The organism is Burkholderia metallica (assembly GCF_001718555.1).
GTDB lineage: Bacteria > Pseudomonadota > Gammaproteobacteria > Burkholderiales > Burkholderiaceae > Burkholderia > Burkholderia metallica.
This window is the reverse complement of the sequence record NZ_CP013401.1, coordinates 2927972-2943786: the sequence shown is the minus strand read 5'-3', so window position 1 is coordinate 2943786 and position 15815 is coordinate 2927972. Positions and strand designations below refer to the sequence as shown.

Genomic DNA, 15815 nt, shown 5'->3' with positions numbered 1-15815 from the left:
TACGATGGGCGTTCCTTCATCGTTCGAGGTCACGCCATGTCATCCCTGCCTGTCACCACCCACCGCGGAGAACCGGACGCCGCGCTGCGCGCGCGGCTCGACGCCGTGCTCGATCGCGCGCTGGCCGACGCGCGCGTGGTCGGCGCGGTCGTGCTGGTCGCCCGCGACGGCGAATTGCGCTATGCATGCGCGGCCGGGCTGGCCGATCGCGAAGCCGGCACGCCGATGCGCGAGGGCACGGTGTTCCGGCTCGCGTCGGTGTCGAAGCCGATCGTGACGGCCGCCGCGATGCGGCTGGTCGCGGCAGGCCGCATCGGGCTCGACGAGCCGGTCGCGCGCTGGTTGCCCGCGTTCACGCCGACGCTTGCGGACGGCACGCCGGTGAACATCACGTTGCGGCATCTGCTGTCGCATACGGCCGGCCTCGGCTATCGCTTCTTCGAAGCGGACGGCGACGGCCCGTATGCGCGTGCAGGCGTATCCGACGGGATGGATCGCGCGAGCCAGTCGCTCGCCGAGAACGTGCGGCGCATCGCCGGTGTGCCGCTGCAGTTCGCGCCCGGCACGTCGTGGGGCTACTCGCTCGCGACCGACGTGGTGGGTGCGTTGATCGAAGCGGTCGACGGCCGCCCGCTCGCGCAGGCGGTGGCCGCGCTCGTCACGACGCCGCTCGGGATGACCGATACCGGATTCGTCGCGCCTGACGCCGCGCACGTCGCGACGCCTTACGTGAGCACGCCAGGCGCGCCGCGCCGGATGGCCGACGACGATCTCGTGCCGGTGTTCGACGGCACGGTCGGCATCCGCTTCGAGCCGGCGCGCGCGTTCGATGCCACCGCGTGGCCATCGGGCGGCGCGGGCATGGTCGGCACCGCACACGACTGCCTGACGCTGCTCGATACGCTGCGCACGGGCCTCGACGGCTGGCTCGCACCGCGCTGGATCGACGAGATGGCGCGGGTGCAGCCGGGCGCGCACGACTTGCCGGATGCGCCGGGATTCGGTTTCGGGCTCGGCTTTTCGGTGCTGCGCGATCCGGCGGCCGCGCAGTCGCCGGAGTCGGTCGGCACCTGGCGCTGGGGCGGCGCATACGGGCATGCGTGGTTCGTCGACCGTGCGGCCGGGCTGACGGTCGTCGCGCTGACCAATACGTTGTACGAAGGGATGCACGGGCGCATCGTCACCGACGTGCGCGATGCGGTGTATGGCGTCGACGACCGGAGCGCGGCATGAGCGAATGCGTATCCGCTTCCCCGTCCGTTTCCGTGTCGGGTGCCGACCGGGCTGCCGATTCTGCAGCCGGCTCGTCTGCACCGGGCCGCGCGCGCCTGCCCGTCGCGAACCTGCTCGCGCTTGCCACCGCCGGCTTCATCACGGTGCTCACCGAAGCGCTGCCGGCCGGCCTGCTGCCGCTGATGAGCGTCGACCTGCGCGTGACCGAGGCGCTGATCGGCCAGCTCGTGACCGTGTATGCGCTCGGCTCGATCGTCGCGGCGATTCCGCTCGTCGCCGCGACGCGCGCGATGCGCCGGCGCGGCCTGCTGCTCGCGGCGCTCGCCGGGTTCGTCGTGTCGAATGCGGTGACGGCCGCGTCGCCGTACTACGCGCTCACGCTGGCCGCGCGCTTCGTCGCCGGGATGTCGGCCGGGCTTCTGTGGGCGCTGCTGGCGGGCTACGCGAGCCGGCTGGTCGACCCGTCGCTGCGCGGCCGGGCGATCGCGGTCGCGATGCTCGGCATACCGGCAGCAATGTCGATCGGCATTCCGGCCGGCACCGCGGTCGGCGCGACGTTCGGCTGGCGCGTCGCGTTCGCGGGGATCACGGTCGCGGCGCTGGCGCTGATCGGCTGGATCCGCTTGCGCGTACCCGATTACCCGGGGCAGCAGGCCGGCGCGCGCGAGCCGGTGCTCGGCGTGATGACGCTGCCGGGCGTGCGGCCGGTGCTGACCGTGATGTTCGCGTACGTGCTCGCGCACAACATGCTGTACACGTACGTCGCGCCGTTTCTCGCGGGCGTGCGGATGGGGGCGCAGGTCGATGCGGTGCTGCTCGTGTTCGGTATCGCGTCGCTGGTCGGCATCGCGCTGACGGGCACGTGGATCGGCGCCGCGCAGCGACGCCTGACGCTTGCCAGCATCGCGCTGTTCGCGGTCGCGGCGGCGATGCTCGGCGCCGGTTCCGGAATGGCGATCGTCTATGCGGGCGTCGCGTTGTGGGGGCTGGCATTCGGCGGCGCGCCGACGCTGTTCCAGACGGCCGCCGCGAATGCGGCGGGGGAGGCAGCCGACGTCGCGCAGTCGATGCTCGTGACGGTGTGGAATCTCGCGATCGCCGGCGGCGGCATCGCTGGCGGGATGCTGCTCGGCGCGACCGGCGCGGGCGCGATTCCGTGGGTGCTCGTCGCGCTGCTGGCGGCTGCGTGGGTCGGCGCGTGGCGTGCGCGCCGCCATGCGTTTCCGGTGCCGCACGCGGCTTGAGCGTTCGACTGCCGCGCGCGGTGCGCCGTGCGCGGCTTCGGCGTCAGGCCGCTTTCGCGTCGAGCGCGGCGCGCGCGCAGGTTTCGTCGGTGACGAGCCCCGACAGCCAGCCGCCGCGCAATGCGGCGATCACCGCGTCGCGTTTCTTCGGGCCGCCGGCGAACGCGATCGTCGGGCGCTTCGGCGGCGTGGCGAGCGAGACGCTCGTCACGCGCGCACTCGTCGACACGGCGATCCGCGTGCCCTGCGCGTCGATCGGCACGCCGAGCAGCTCGGCCACCGCGCCGAGCGCGGTCATTTCGTCGCGCTCCTGTTCGGTGATGAAGCCGTCTTCGTAGAGCGGGCAGTGCGGGCCGATGTTGCCGATCCCGACGAACGCGACGTCGGCCTGGCCCGACAGCGCCTCGACGATCCGGTACAGCCGGTGATTGCACCACTGCGCGCGCTCGGCGTCGCTGTCGGCGAACAGCGGCGCGGGCAGCAGGAAGTGCTTGCTGCCGGTTTTCTCGGAGATGTACTGCGCGACGTCGTAGCGGTTCGACGACCCGTCGGCCGCGATCGCGCCGACCATCGACACGAGCCGGTGCTGCGGGCGATCGATCTGCGCGATCTGCGCGACCGCGGCCTTCAGCGTCCGGCCGCTGCTGACCGCGATCACCATCGGCCGCGTTTCGTTCAGGTAGCGCTCCATCACCTGCGCGCCCGCGACCGCGAGCTTGCGGTCGATCGCATCGGGCGCATCGGCATCGACGGGCACGACTTCGCACATCGCGAGGCCGTAACGCTTCGACAGCTGCGCGCCGAGATCGAGACAGTCGGCGAGCTGGTGGTCGACACGGACGCGGATCAGGTTCTTCTCGACCGCGAACGCGACGAGGCGCTGCGCGACCGGGCGCGAGACCTGCAGCTTTTCCGCGATTTCGTTCTGCGTGTCGCCCGCGACGTAGTAGAGCCACGCGGCACGCGTGGCGAGATCGAGTTTTTCTGAGGACTTGGACACGATAGCGATTCGGTTTGGAGCTGGGGGGGCCGCCCCGCGGGCCGGCCGGCGGCCCGCATGACGGCATCCACTGTACCGCATGTCGCGCGCGCGGCCACGCGCCGGTGCGCGCGGCGGGCGGCGCCTACGCGAGCCGCGCGCGCGACGGTTCGTACAGCGGCCGCACGTGGCGGTACAGCGCGCGGTACGCGTCGAGGCGTTCGCGCAGCCGCGCGTGGCGGCCGGCATCCGGTGCGTATTCGGCGCGCACCGGCGGCTTGGTCAGCACCGCATGCGGATCGCCGCCGACGGCCAGCCAGCCGAGCCGCGCCGCGCCGAGCGCCGCGCCCGTTTCGCCGCCGCCGTGCTGGCGCGTGCGCACGTTCAGCGCGTCGGCAATCAGTTGCGCCCAGTACGCGCTGCGTGCGCCGCCGCCGATCAGCGACAACTGGTCGGTTTCGACGCCGGCCGCATGCAGCGCGTCGAGGCCGTCGGCGAGGCCGAGCGTCACGCCTTCGAGCACCGCGTAGCCGAGATGCGCGCGTTCGGTCGCATGCGTCATTCCGAAGAACGCACCCTGCGCGTACGGGTCGTTGTGCGGCGTGCGTTCGCCGGACAGGTAGGGCAGGAACAGCGGCGCGGTCGCGAGCGCGTCGGCGTCGAGCGCCTCGACTTCGGCGAGCAGCGCGGGTTCGTCGGTGCCGGTCAGCTTGCAGACCCAGCGCAGGCAGCTCGCGGCCGACAGCACGACGCTCATCAGTTGCCAGCGATCGGGAATCGCGTGGCAGAACGCGTGCACGGCCGACGCGGGATTCGGCATGAAGCGGTCGCCGACCACGCTGAGCACGCCGGACGTGCCCAGCGACACGAAGCCGTCGCCCGCATGGGTCGCGCCGATGCCGAGCGCGCTCGTCGCGTTGTCGCCGCCGCCGCCGGCCACCACGACGGCCTCCGACAGCCCGAGCTGGCGCGCGATGTCCGCGCGCAGCGTGCCGGACGGCGCGTTGCCTTCGACGATGCGCGGCATCTGGTCGCGCGTCATCCCGCACGCGGCGAGCAGCGCGTCGGACCAGTCGCGGCGCGCGACGTCGAGCCACAGCGTGCCGGCCGCGTCGGACGGATCGGATACTTTCGCGCCGGTCAGCCGGAACCGCAGGTAGTCCTTCGGCATCAGCACGCACGCGGTTGCCGCGAAGACTTCCGGCTCGTGCTTCGCGACCCACAGCAGTTTCGGCGCGGTGAAGCCGGGCATCGCGAGGTTGCCCGCCAGTGCGTGGAGATCGGGCGCGCGTTCGGTGAGCAGCGCGCATTCGTCGGCGCTGCGCATGTCGTTCCACAGGATCGCGGGGCGCAGCACGCGATCGTCGCGGCCGAGCAGCACCGCGCCGTGCATCTGGCCCGAGAGGCCGATGCCGCGCACGGCCGCGAACGCGTCGCGGTGCCGTTCGCGCAGCGCCGCGAGCGCGGCGAGCGTGCCTTGCCACCAGTCGTCCGGATGCTGTTCGGCCCAGCGCGGATGCGGCCGCGACACGGTGAACGGCGAGCCGGCCGTGCCGACGACCGTGCCGTCCGGGGCGAGCAGCAGCACCTTCACTTCCGAGGTGCCGAGGTCGATGCCGAGATACATGAGCGATCCGTTCCGTCAGTGGGGAGTCGCTACTTTAGCCGCGCGGCCGCACACGTGCCAAGGCAGGTTCGCCCGGATGCGCGTCAGTGCGCCGCGAGCCACGCATCGACGCGCGCGAGCCCGGCGCGTAGCGCGTCGACGAGCGCCGCGTTGCCGGCGAGCGAGCCCCACAGCGCGCGGCTCGCGCACAGCGCGACGACCGGATCGGCGGCGGCGACGATCGCGCGCGCGGCGCCGTCGTCCATCACGCCGTCCTGGTACGCGTACGGCAACGCGCCGCGCGCCCAGCGTTCGAGAAAGCGCAGGAACAGCGCGGGCAGCACCGCGGTCGCGACCGGCGCCGCGCCGCGTGCGAACGATTCGACGAGCGTCGGCGCGATGAAGCCGGGAATCTTCGAGAAGCCGTCGGCCGCGACGCGCTGGTTCGTGTCGAGCACGTACGGGTTGCCGAAGCGTTCGAGCACGACGTCGCGGTAGCGCGCGAGATCGAGCGGGCTCGGCGTGAGGCACGGGATCACGTCCTGTGTCACGTAGTCGTGCGCGAAGCGGCGGATCGCCGCGTCGTGCGTGCCTTCGTGGATGTACGTGTGGCCCGCGAGCGTGCCGGCCCACGCGATGCAGCTGTGCGTCGCGTTGAGGATGCGGATCTTCGCTTCCTCGTACGGGTGCACGTCGTCCACCAGTTCGGCGCCGGCCAGCTCCCAGCGCGGCCGGCCGGCCGCGAAACGGTCCTCGATCACCCACTGGATGAACGATTCGCCCATCACCGGGCATGCATCGTCGAAGCCGGTGGCCGCGAGCACGCGCTCGCGCACGTCGGCGGTCGGGCGCGGCGTGATGCGGTCGACCATCGCGCTCGGCGTCGCGACGTGCGCATCGAACCACGCGAGCAGGTCGGCCTGCCCGCGCCGTTCGAGGAATTCGCGCATGCCCGCGCGAAAGCGCGCGCCGTTGTTGCGCAGGTTGTCGCAGCTTTGCAGCGTGAGCGGGCCCGCGCCGCGCCGCACGCGTTCGGCGAGCAGCGCCGCGAGCGCGCCGTACAGAGTCGTGCGCGCGCCCTGCAGGTCGGCGGCGAGATCGGCGTTCGCGATGTCGAGCCGGTTGTGTTCGTCGAGGTAGTAGCCGCCTTCGGTGACGGTAAACGACACGATCCGGCAGGCCGGATCGGCGCCGGCGTCGATCAGCGCCGCGAGGTCGATCGACCACGGCAGCACGCGCGTGATCGCGCGGATCGTCTCGTATGCGCGTTCGCCTTGCGGCGTGACGGTTTCGAGCGTGTAGGCGCCGTGCTGCGCGGCGAGCGCGTCCATCGTCGCGCGCATGTCGTCGCGGATGTTGCCGACGGCGAGCGACCAGCGCTCGTCGGCCGGCACGGCCGCGTTCACGCGATGCAGATACCACGCCTGGTGCGCGCGGTGAAACGAGCCCGCGCCGATGTGCAGCAGCACGGGCGTGCGGGCGGAGGGCGATGCGCTCATCCGGTGTCTCCTGTTCGTGCCAGACTGTTCTGTCGAATACGATCATTTGCTCGTTGTGTGAGCGAATGATCGTATTCGGGCGCGCGAAAGTCAAGGCGGGAAAATGGCCTTTCGATGGTGCGCTGCGGCGTGCGGGCGGGCGGGCCGGGCGGGAAGGGAGCGGGCGGGAGGGAGCGGGCGGGAGGGAGGGCGGGCGAACGGGCGGCCGGTGGTCGACGCGCGGTCAGCGTCCTTCGCGGGTCAACGCGACGAGTTCGTCGAGCAGCTTGCCGGCCGGCCCCGGCAGGATGCCGTGGCGGCGCCGGAACGCGGTGAGCGTGCGCACCGCGACGACTTCGCGCACCGGCAGCGTGTCGATCGTGCCGGCGCGCTGCTCGGCGCCGTACATCGGCTCGGCCATCCAGCTCAGGAAGCCGGCATGCGCGACGAGGCTTTTCAGCGTCGTCACCGAGCGTGTTTCGACCGCGATGTCGGGCAGCGGAAGCCCTTGCGCGTCGAAGGTCGCGCGCATGTGGTCGAACGGCGCGGTGCCGCGCGGCGGAATCGCCCAGCGCGCGTGCAGCGTATCGGCGAGCGTCGGCGCGCGGCCGAGCGCGCGCAGCGGATGCTGCGGCGCCGCAACGATGTGGCTGCGATCCTCCCAGCGGCATTCGGGAATCGCGACGATCTCGTCGGTGTCGGGCCCGTGCGCGGACAGCGCGAGATCGATCTCGTGCTTGTTCAGCCCTTCCGCGAGGCGGTCCCACACGCCTTCGAGGATCTCGACGCGCAGGTTCGGCCAGCGGTCGAGCACGCGACCCACCGCGACCGGCAGCACGAGGCTCGCAATGCTGCCCACCGTGCCGACCTTGATCGTGCCCTTCGCGAAGCCGCGCATCGCGTCGAGCTCCTCGCGCGCATGCTCGGCCTCGTGCTGCAGCAGCGTCGCATGCGGCAGCAACGCGTCGCCGAACGCGGTCAGCTGCACGCCCTTCGAGTGGCGCTCGAACAGCGGCGCGCCGACCTGGTCTTCGAGCCGCTTCAGGATCCGGCTCAGCGCGGGCTGCGTGACATGCAGCGCGTCGGCCGCGCGGCCGAGGCTGCCGCACGCAACGATCGTCGTGAAGGCGCGCAATTGTCGGAGATCGAAAGTCATGTCGGAGCGGTATGGCTTTTTGCAGAAAATACAGTATCCGAGAATGGCTTGCGCTTCGATACTGTGGAAACCGCCAAGCGATCCAGGAGACCCCCGAGCATGTCCGGCCATCCGCCCCTTTCCGCCGCATCGATCACCGTTCGCGATGCGGTCGTCGATCTGCTCCGCCAATTCGGCATCGACCGCGTGTTCGGCAATCCCGGTTCGACCGAGCTGCCGATGTTCCGCGATTTCCCGGACGATTTCCGCTACGTGCTCGGCCTGCATGAAGCCGTCGTGGTCGGGATGGCCGACGGCCATGCGCAGGCCACCGGCAATGCGGCGGTCGTCAACCTGCATTCGGCGGCGGGCGTCGGCAACGCGATGGGCAATCTCTTCACCGCGTTCAAGAACCGCACGCCGCTGATCGTCACCGCGGGCCAGCAGGCGCGGGCGATCCTGCCGTTCGATCCGTTCCTCGGTGCGACGCAGGCCGCCGAGCTGCCGAAGCCGTACGTGAAATGGGGCATCGAGCCGGCGCGCGCGCAGGACGTGCCGGCCGCGATCGCGCGCGCGTACCGCATCGCGATGCAGGAGCCGCGCGGCCCCGTGTTCGTGTCGATCCCGGTCGACGACTGGGACCAGCCGGCCGAACTGCTGCCGCGCCGCGCCGTCAGCAGCGTCGTGCGGCCCGACCCGGACGCGCTCGCGCGGCTCGGCGACGCGCTCGACGCCGCGCGGCGTCCCGCCTTCGTGGTCGGCGCGGCCGTCGATCGCGCCGGTGCGTGGGACGAGGTCGTGCGGCTCGCCGAGCGGCATCGTGCGCGCGTGTACGTCGCGCCGATGTCGGGGCGCTGCAGCTTTCCCGAGGACCATCCGCTGTTCGCCGGCTTCCTGCCGGCGATTCGCGAGAAGATCGTCGCGCGGCTCGACGGGCACGACCTCGTGTTCGCGCTCGGGGCGCCCGCGTTCACCTATCACATCGAGGGCTTCGGCCCGCACGTGCCGCCGGGTGCGACGCTCGTGCAGCTCGTCGACGATCCGGGCATCGCCGCGTGGACGCCGTCGGGCGATGCGGTCGTCGGCAACCTGCGGCTTGCCGCCCGCGACCTGCTCGAACGCCCGGCACCGCCCGAGCGGCCGATGCCCGCGCCGCGGCCGCCGCACGTGCGCGTCGAACCGCCGGCCGACGGCGAGCGCATGTCGGTCGCGTTCGCGCTGCAGACGCTCGCCGACGTGCGCGACGCACGCGACATCGTCGTCGAGGAAGCGCCGAGCGCGCGGCCGGTGATGCAGGCGCATCTGCCGTTCACGCACAGCGGCACGTTCTACACGATGGACAGCGGCGGGCTCGGCTACGGGATGCCGGCCGCCGTCGGGGTCGCGCTCGCGCGGCCGGGGCGGCGCGTGATCGGGCTGATCGGCGACGGCTCGAGCCTGTATTCGATCCAGGCGCTGTGGAGTGCCGCGCAGCTGAAGTTGCCGATCACGTTCGTGATCCTGAACAATCGGCGTTACGCGGCGCTGCAGGATTTCGCGCCGGTGTTCGGCTTCGGCCCCGGCGACCCCGTGCAGGGCACCGATCTGCCGAACCTGGATTTCGTCGCGCTCGCGCAGGGCATGGGCTGCCGAGGCGTGCGCGTGAGCGCGGCCGCGCAACTCCGCGAGACGCTGACCGATGCGCTGCGTGCGGCGACGCCGGTCGTGGTCGAAGTCGATATTGCCTGACGCGCGGTGCGCGTCTTTCCGGAGAGTTCATGCAAACCGTATCGATGCTGATCGGCGGCGAACGCCGTCATTCGTCCAGCGGCGCGACCTTCGTGCGCCGCAACCCGCTCGACGGCGAAATCGCGTCCGAAGCGCCGGCGGCCACCGTCGACGATGCGCGCGCGGCCGCCGACGCAGCCGCCCGTGCGTTTCCCGACTGGGCCGCGCTCGGCCCCGGCGCGCGCCGCGCGCTGCTGCTGAAGGCGGCCGCCGCACTCGAAGCGAAGCACGCGCAGTTCGTCGCGGCGATGGCGGCCGAGACGGGCGCATCCGCACTGTGGGCCGGCTTCAACGTGCAGCTCGCCGCGAGCGGGCTCGTCGAGGCCGCGTCGCTGACCACGCAGGTCGGCGGCGAGCTGATTCCGTCCGACGTGCCCGGTTCGCTCGCGATGGGCGTGCGCCAGCCGGCCGGCGTCGTGCTCGGCATCGCGCCGTGGAATGCGCCGGTGATCCTCGCGACGCGCGCGCTCGCGCTGCCGCTCGCGTGCGGCAATACGGTCGTGCTGAAGGGCTCGGAGCTGTGCCCCGTCACGCACGGGCTGATCGTCGAGGCGCTTCAGGAAGCCGGCTTGCCGCCGGGCGTCGTGAACTTCGTGACGAACGCGCCCGAGGATGCGGGCGCCGTCGTCGACGCGCTGATCGCGCATCCGGCCGTGCGCCGCGTGAATTTCACCGGCTCGACGCGCGTCGGCCGGATCGTCGCCGAAGCGTGCGCGCGCCACCTGAAGCCGTCGGTGCTGGAACTCGGCGGCAAGGCGCCGTTCGTCGTGCTCGACGATGCCGATCTCGACGCGGCGGTCGCGGCGGCCGCGTTCGGCGCGTTCGCGAATTCCGGGCAGATCTGCATGTCGACCGAGCGTATCGTGGTCGATTCGAGCGTCGCCGATGCGTTCGTCGCGAAGCTCGCCGACAAGGCCGCGTCGCTGCCGCTCGGCGATCCTCGCAACGGGCCCGTCGTGCTCGGTTCGCTGATCGACATGAAGGCCGTCGAGCGCTGCAACGCGCTGATCGACGATGCGCTCGCGCACGGCGCGACGCTCGTGTGCGGCGGCAAGACCGACAGCACGCTGTATCCGGCCACGCTGCTCGACCGTGTCACGCCGGCGATGCGCCTCTATGCGGAGGAGTCGTTCGGCCCGGTGAAGGGCATCGTGCGCGTCGACGGCGAGGACGCCGCGATCCGCTGCGCGAACGACAACGCGTTCGGGCTGTCGTCGGCCGTGTTCAGCCGCGATGTCGCGCGCGCGATGCGCGTCGCCGCACGCATCGAATCGGGCATCTGCCACGTGAACGGCCCGACCGTGCACGACGAGGCGCAGATGCCGTTCGGCGGCGTGAAGGATAGCGGTTTCGGCCACTTCGGCGGCAAGGCCGGCATCGCCGCGTTCACGGACCTGCGCTGGATCACCGTGCAGACCGCGCCGCGCCACTATCCGTTCTGACGAGGGCGCCGACGATGAGAATCGCGATTCTGGGCGCGGGTGCGATGGGCTCGCTGTTCGGCGGGCGGCTCGCCGAAAGCGGCGAAGCCGTCACGCTGATCGACGTGAACGACGCGCATCTCGATGCGATCCGTCGCGACGGGTTGCGCATCGACGACGATCGCGGCGAGCGGCGCGTTCGTACGCTGCGGGCCGTGCGGCCGGAAGCCGCGCAGGCGGAGGCAGGCGCATCGTTCGACCTGCTGATCGTTTTCACGAAATCGCTGCATACGCGTGCCGCGCTCGACGGCGTGCGCGCGCTGCTGACGCCGGACACGCACGTACTGACGCTGCAGAACGGGCTCGGCAACGTCGAGGCGCTGAATGCGTTCGTGCCGCTCGAACGCATCCTGGTCGGCGTGACGACGTGGCCGGCCGACGCCGCGGGGCCCGCGCACGTGCGCTCGCACGGCGCCGGCACGATCCGCATGATGACGGCTGACGGCGCGGCGCGGCCGTTTGCGGCGACGGTGGCCGATACGTTGTCGCATGCGGGGCTCGCGTGCACGCTCGATGCCGACGTGTGGGCCGCGATCTGGGAGAAGGTCGCGTTCAACGCGGCGCTCAACACGCTGTGCGCGGCGACCGGCTGTACGGTCAACCAGCTCGGCAACCATCACGACGGGCCGCGGCTCGCGCTCGCGATCGCGGCCGAGGTGGCCGCCGTCGCGCGCGCGAAGGGCATCGCGGTCGACGGCGAAAGGATCGCGCGCAACGTCGAGCACGCGATTTGCGAGCATCGCGGCCATCGCCCGTCGATGCTGCAGGACGTGCTCGCGGGCCGCCGCACGGAAATCGACGCGATCAACGGCAAGGTCGTCGCGGCCGCGCGCGAAGCGGGCGTCGCGGTGCCGCATGCCGAGACGCTGCTCGCGCTCGTCCGGCTGATCGACGCGCGGCTCGACTGAGCATCGGGCCGGCGGCGCGGCGTGCGCGGCACGACGGGACGGGCGCGTCGCGCGCAGGCGACGGCGCACTGGATCGAAACAGGTTGGACGAGACACCGGAGCCGGCGCCGATGCGTCGACGCTGGCCGACTGCGCAGTACGAGATCGGGGCATGCGCGAGCGCGCCAGCCCGGACCACCGGAGACACCATGAAAACCATCGAATGCCGTTGTCTTGCCGCGCGCCGTTCGCGCACGTTGCCGCCGGCGTGCGGCGCACGGGAGGGGGCATGAGTACGCGCGACGGATTGCAGCCGCCGCCGGTCGACATCGGCGCGACGCTCGACGACGGGCCGTTCACGACGATGCAGCGCTGCGTGGTGCTGCTCGCCGCGCTCGCGATCGTGCTCGACGGCTTCGACGGCCAGTTGATCGGCTTCGCGATTCCGGTGCTGATCCGCGAATGGGGCATCACGCGCGGCGCGTTCGCGCCGGCGGTGGCGGCCGGGCTGATCGGGATGGGCATCGGCAGCGCGTGCGCGGGGATCGTCGCGGACCGCTTCGGCCGCCGCCACGCCGTGATCGGCAGCGTGTTCCTGTTCGGCATCGCGACCTGCGCGATCGGCTTCGCACCCGACGTCACCGCGATCGCGCTGCTGCGCTTCTGCGCGGGGCTCGGGATCGGCGGCGCATTGCCGACGGCCACGACGATGACGGCCGAATACACGCCCGCGCGGCGCCGCACGATGATGGTGACCGCGACGATCGTCTGCGTGCCGCTCGGCGGGATGCTGGCCGGCCTGTTCGCGCACGAGGTGCTGCCGCGCTACGGCTGGCGCGGGCTGTTCTTCGCGGGCGGCGCGTTGCCGCTCGTGCTCGGCTTCGTGCTGGTGCGCGCGCTGCCCGAATCGCCGCGCTATCTCGCGCGTCGCCCCGCGCGCTGGCCGGAACTCGGCGCGCTGCTCGCGCGCATGGGGCGGCCCGTCGCGCCGGGCACCACCTTCACCGACATGACGGACGCCCGCGCGGCCGGCGGCCGCGGCGGCTTCGGCGCGCTGTTCGCGAGCGGCCACGCGCGCGACACGATCGCGCTGTGGTGCGCGTTCTTCATGTGCCTGCTTGCCGTATATGCGGCGTTCAGCTGGCTGCCGACGATGCTCGCGGCGAGCGGGTTGAGCGTGTCGGTCGCGGGCTCGGGGCTCACCGCGTACAACCTCGGCGGCGTGATCGGCGCATTGCTGTGCGCGTGGGCAATCGCGCACGCGGGGTCGCGCTGGCCGCTTGCGCTGTGCAGCATCGGCGGCGCGGCGAGCGCGGTGTGGCTGATGGGTGTCGATGCCGGCCGCCATACGGGCTGGCTGATCGTCGGACTCGGCCTGCACGGGCTGTTCGTAAACGCGGTGCAATCGACGATGTATGCGCTCTGTGCGTACATCTATCCGACCGCCGTGCGCGCGACGGGCACCGCAAGCGCGCTCGCGTTCGGCCGGCTCGGCGCGATCCTCAGCGCGTTCGCGGGCGCGCTCGTGATCACCGCGGGCGGCGCCACGGCCTACCTGACGATGCTGGCGGCGGCGATGGGGATCGTCTGCGTCGCGCTGCTCGTCGTGCGACGGCATATCCCGCGACTGTCGCGCGCGGCCGTGCAGCCGCGCGAAGGGGAGGAACTGGCCCGCACGTCGTCGTGACGGCGGGCGGGCGCCGGGGGCGCGGCGCGCGTTACAGCGTGGTGCGCACGTGCCAGAGTTCGGGGAACAGCACGACGTCGAGCATCTTGCGCAGGTACGGCGCGCCGCTGGTGCCGCCGGTACCCTGCTTGAAGCCGATGATGCGCTCGACCGTCGTCACGTGACGGAAGCGCCACTGGCGGAACGCGTCCTCGAGATCGACGAGTTCCTCGGCCATCTCGTACAGCTCCCAGTGCTGCTGCGGATGGCGGTACACCTCGAGCCACGCGGCCTCGACCGTCTCGTCGTGCCGCATCGGCTGCGTCCAGTCGCGCTCGAGCCGCTCCGGCGCGATCGCAAAGCCGCGCCGCGCGAGCAGGCGCACGACTTCGTCGTAGAACGACGGCGCCTCGAGCGTCGCGCGCACCTGTTCGAGAATGTCGGGGCGGTGCGCATGCGGCTGCAGCATCTGCACGTTCTTGTTGCCGAGCAGGAATTCGAGCTGGCGATACTGGTACGACTGGAAGCCCGACGACTGGCCGAGATACGGGCGCATCGCCGAATACTCGGACGGCGTCATCGTCGACAGCACGTTCCACGCCTGCACCAGCTGTTCGAGGATCCGCGACACGCGCGCGAGCATCTTGAACGCGCTCGGCAGCGCGTCGGTGCGCACTGCGTCGAGTGCGCCGCGCAGCTCGAACAGCGCGAGCTTCATCCACAGCTCGCTCGTCTGATGCTGGATGATGAACAGCATCTCGTTGTGATCGGGCGACAGCGGATGCTGCGCGTCGAGGATCGAATTCAGCGACAGGTAGTCGCCGTAGCTCATCGACTTCGAGAAATCGAGCTGCGCGTCGTGCCAGCCGGCGTCGCCGGGCACGTGCGTCGCTTCGTGCGTCGCGTGTGCCGCTTGCGCCGGCTGTGCGGCGCGTGCGCCCGAGAACGGGCAGCCCGCCGGCGCGTCGCCGCCGGGTGGCTGCATATGACCAGAATTCACGATGCTCTCCAGATTGGAATGACGGGGGTGCGGCGCGCGCGCTGCAGGCGCCGCGCGAAGCGGATCAGGTCACCGCGCCGCGTTCGGCGAACTCGGGCGCCTTCCACGCGTCGGTGGCGAGGATGTCGCGCAGTGTCTCGACGGCGTCCCACACGTCGACGAAGCGCGTATAGAGCGGCGTGAAGCCGAAGCGCAGCACGTACGGCTCGCGGTAGTCGCCGATCACGCCGCGCGCGATCAGCGCCTGCATCACCTCGTAGCCGTGCGGATGTTCGAAGCTCGCCTGCGAACCGCGCTGGTGATGCGCGCGCGGCGTGACGAGCTTCAGCGACTGGCCCGCGCAGCGCGCTTCGACGAGCCCGACGAACGCGTCGGTCAGCGCGAGCGACTTGCGGCGGATCGCGTGCATGTCGGTCTGCAGGAACACGTCGAGCCCGCATTCGACCATCGACATCGACACGATCGGCTGCGTGCCGCACAGGAAGCGCGCGATGCCGGGGTCGGGCGCGAAGCCCGGCTCCATCGCGAACGGTGCGCGGTGGCCCCACCAGCCGGACAGCGGCTGCGAGAAATGCGCGTGATGGCGCTGCGGCACCCACACGAAGGCCGGCGAACCGGGGCCGCCGTTCAGGTACTTGTACGTGCAGCCGACCGCGCCGTCCGCGCGCGCGCCGTTCAGGTCGACCGGCACCGCGCCGGCCGAGTGGGCGAGATCCCACAGCATCAGCGCGCCCGCGTCGTGCACGAGCTGCGTGACGGCCGCCATGTCGTGCATGTAGCCGGTGCGGTAGTTCACGTGCGTGATCATCGCGACGGCCGTGTCCGCGCCCAGCGCACCGGGCAGGTCCGCCGGGTCGTCGATCAGCCGCAGTTCGTAGTCGCCGCCGAGCTGTTCGATCAACCCCTGCGCGATGTACAGGTCGGTCGGGAAGTTCGAGCGTTCCGACACGATCACGCGGCGCTCGGGCGCGCGCCCGGCCTGGTGGCGCACCATCGCCGACAGCAGCTTGAACAGGTTGATCGAGATGGTGTCGGTCACGACCGTTTCGCCGGGGGCGCCGCCGATCAGCGTCGCGAGCTTGTCGCCGAGACGGCGCGGCAGCGCGAACCAGCCGGCCGTGTTCCAGCTGCGGATCAGGCCGTCGCCCCATTCGGCGCCGATCACCTGCTGCGCGCGGGCGGCCGATGCGCGCGGCTGCGCGCCGAGCGAGTTGCCGTCGAGGTAGATCACGCCGTCGGGCAGCGAGAACTGGTTGCGCAGCGGGGCGAGCGGGTCGTCGCGGTCTAGCGCGAGCGCGTCTTCACGGGTCTTGATCATGATGTTGGGTCGTCAGTCGGG

At 71.6% G+C, this 15815-nt stretch carries 12 protein-coding genes; 6 read left to right on the top strand and 6 right to left on the bottom strand.

Going from position 1 to position 15815, the window contains the following annotated elements:
* The first annotated feature begins 36 nt into the window (after nucleotides 1-36).
* On the top strand, nucleotides 37-1233 hold the full coding sequence (locus WJ16_RS13295) for a serine hydrolase domain-containing protein (protein ID WP_069257445.1): 1197 nt from the start codon (nucleotides 37-39) through the stop codon (nucleotides 1231-1233).
* Nucleotides 1230-2477, top strand: coding sequence for an MFS transporter (locus tag WJ16_RS13290; protein ID WP_069257444.1), 1248 nt, complete (start codon nucleotides 1230-1232; stop codon nucleotides 2475-2477). The genes WJ16_RS13295 and WJ16_RS13290 overlap by 4 nt, the downstream gene beginning before the upstream one ends.
* A 43-nt stretch (nucleotides 2478-2520) precedes the next feature.
* Here the strand turns inward: WJ16_RS13290 and WJ16_RS13285 are convergent, their stop codons facing one another.
* From WJ16_RS13285 to WJ16_RS13270, 4 genes are all read right to left on the bottom strand, one after another.
* Nucleotides 2521-3477: a sugar-binding transcriptional regulator gene (locus WJ16_RS13285; protein WP_069257443.1), complete on the bottom strand. Its 957-nt coding sequence runs from the start codon at nucleotides 3475-3477 to the stop codon at nucleotides 2521-2523.
* Nucleotides 3478-3601: 124 nt separating this feature from the next.
* The gene (gene xylB, locus WJ16_RS13280) at nucleotides 3602-5083 is read right to left on the bottom strand and encodes a xylulokinase (RefSeq protein ID WP_069257442.1); all 1482 of its coding nucleotides are present in this window, start codon (nucleotides 5081-5083) and stop codon (nucleotides 3602-3604) included.
* A gap of 83 nt (nucleotides 5084-5166) precedes the next feature.
* Complete coding sequence (gene dalD, locus WJ16_RS13275; RefSeq protein WP_069257441.1) at nucleotides 5167-6561, bottom strand: D-arabinitol 4-dehydrogenase; 1395 nt, start codon at nucleotides 6559-6561, stop codon at nucleotides 5167-5169.
* 223 nt (nucleotides 6562-6784) lie between these two features.
* Entirely contained in the window at nucleotides 6785-7696 is a 912-nt protein-coding gene (locus WJ16_RS13270) for a LysR family transcriptional regulator (RefSeq protein ID WP_069257440.1), read from the bottom strand.
* Nucleotides 7697-7795: 99 nt separating this feature from the next.
* Between WJ16_RS13270 and mdlC the strand changes: the two genes are divergently transcribed.
* The 4 genes from mdlC (at nucleotide 7796) to WJ16_RS13250 (ending at nucleotide 13497) form a co-directional block, all read left to right on the top strand.
* Nucleotides 7796-9403, top strand: a complete 1608-nt coding sequence (gene mdlC / locus WJ16_RS13265) for a benzoylformate decarboxylase (protein WP_069257439.1) — start codon at nucleotides 7796-7798, stop codon at nucleotides 9401-9403.
* Nucleotides 9404-9432: 29 nt separating this feature from the next.
* Nucleotides 9433-10884, top strand: a complete 1452-nt coding sequence (locus tag WJ16_RS13260) for an aldehyde dehydrogenase (RefSeq protein ID WP_069257438.1) — start codon at nucleotides 9433-9435, stop codon at nucleotides 10882-10884.
* Between the two features lie 14 nt (nucleotides 10885-10898).
* Complete coding sequence (locus tag WJ16_RS13255) at nucleotides 10899-11831, top strand: ketopantoate reductase family protein (RefSeq protein ID WP_069257437.1); 933 nt, start codon at nucleotides 10899-10901, stop codon at nucleotides 11829-11831.
* Between the two features lie 151 nt (nucleotides 11832-11982).
* The gene (locus WJ16_RS13250) at nucleotides 11983-13497 is read left to right on the top strand and encodes an MFS transporter (RefSeq protein ID WP_418219838.1); all 1515 of its coding nucleotides are present in this window, start codon (nucleotides 11983-11985) and stop codon (nucleotides 13495-13497) included.
* Nucleotides 13498-13528: 31 nt separating this feature from the next.
* Here WJ16_RS13250 and kynA read toward each other — a convergent pair whose 3' ends face one another.
* On the bottom strand, nucleotides 13529-14461 hold the full coding sequence (gene kynA / locus WJ16_RS13245; protein ID WP_069257436.1) for a tryptophan 2,3-dioxygenase: 933 nt from the start codon (nucleotides 14459-14461) through the stop codon (nucleotides 13529-13531).
* A gap of 79 nt (nucleotides 14462-14540) precedes the next feature.
* A complete protein-coding gene (gene kynU, locus WJ16_RS13240) occupies nucleotides 14541-15794 on the bottom strand; it encodes a kynureninase (protein WP_069257435.1) in 1254 nt (417 codons plus the stop codon).
* Nucleotides 15795-15815: the final 21 nt, after the last annotated feature.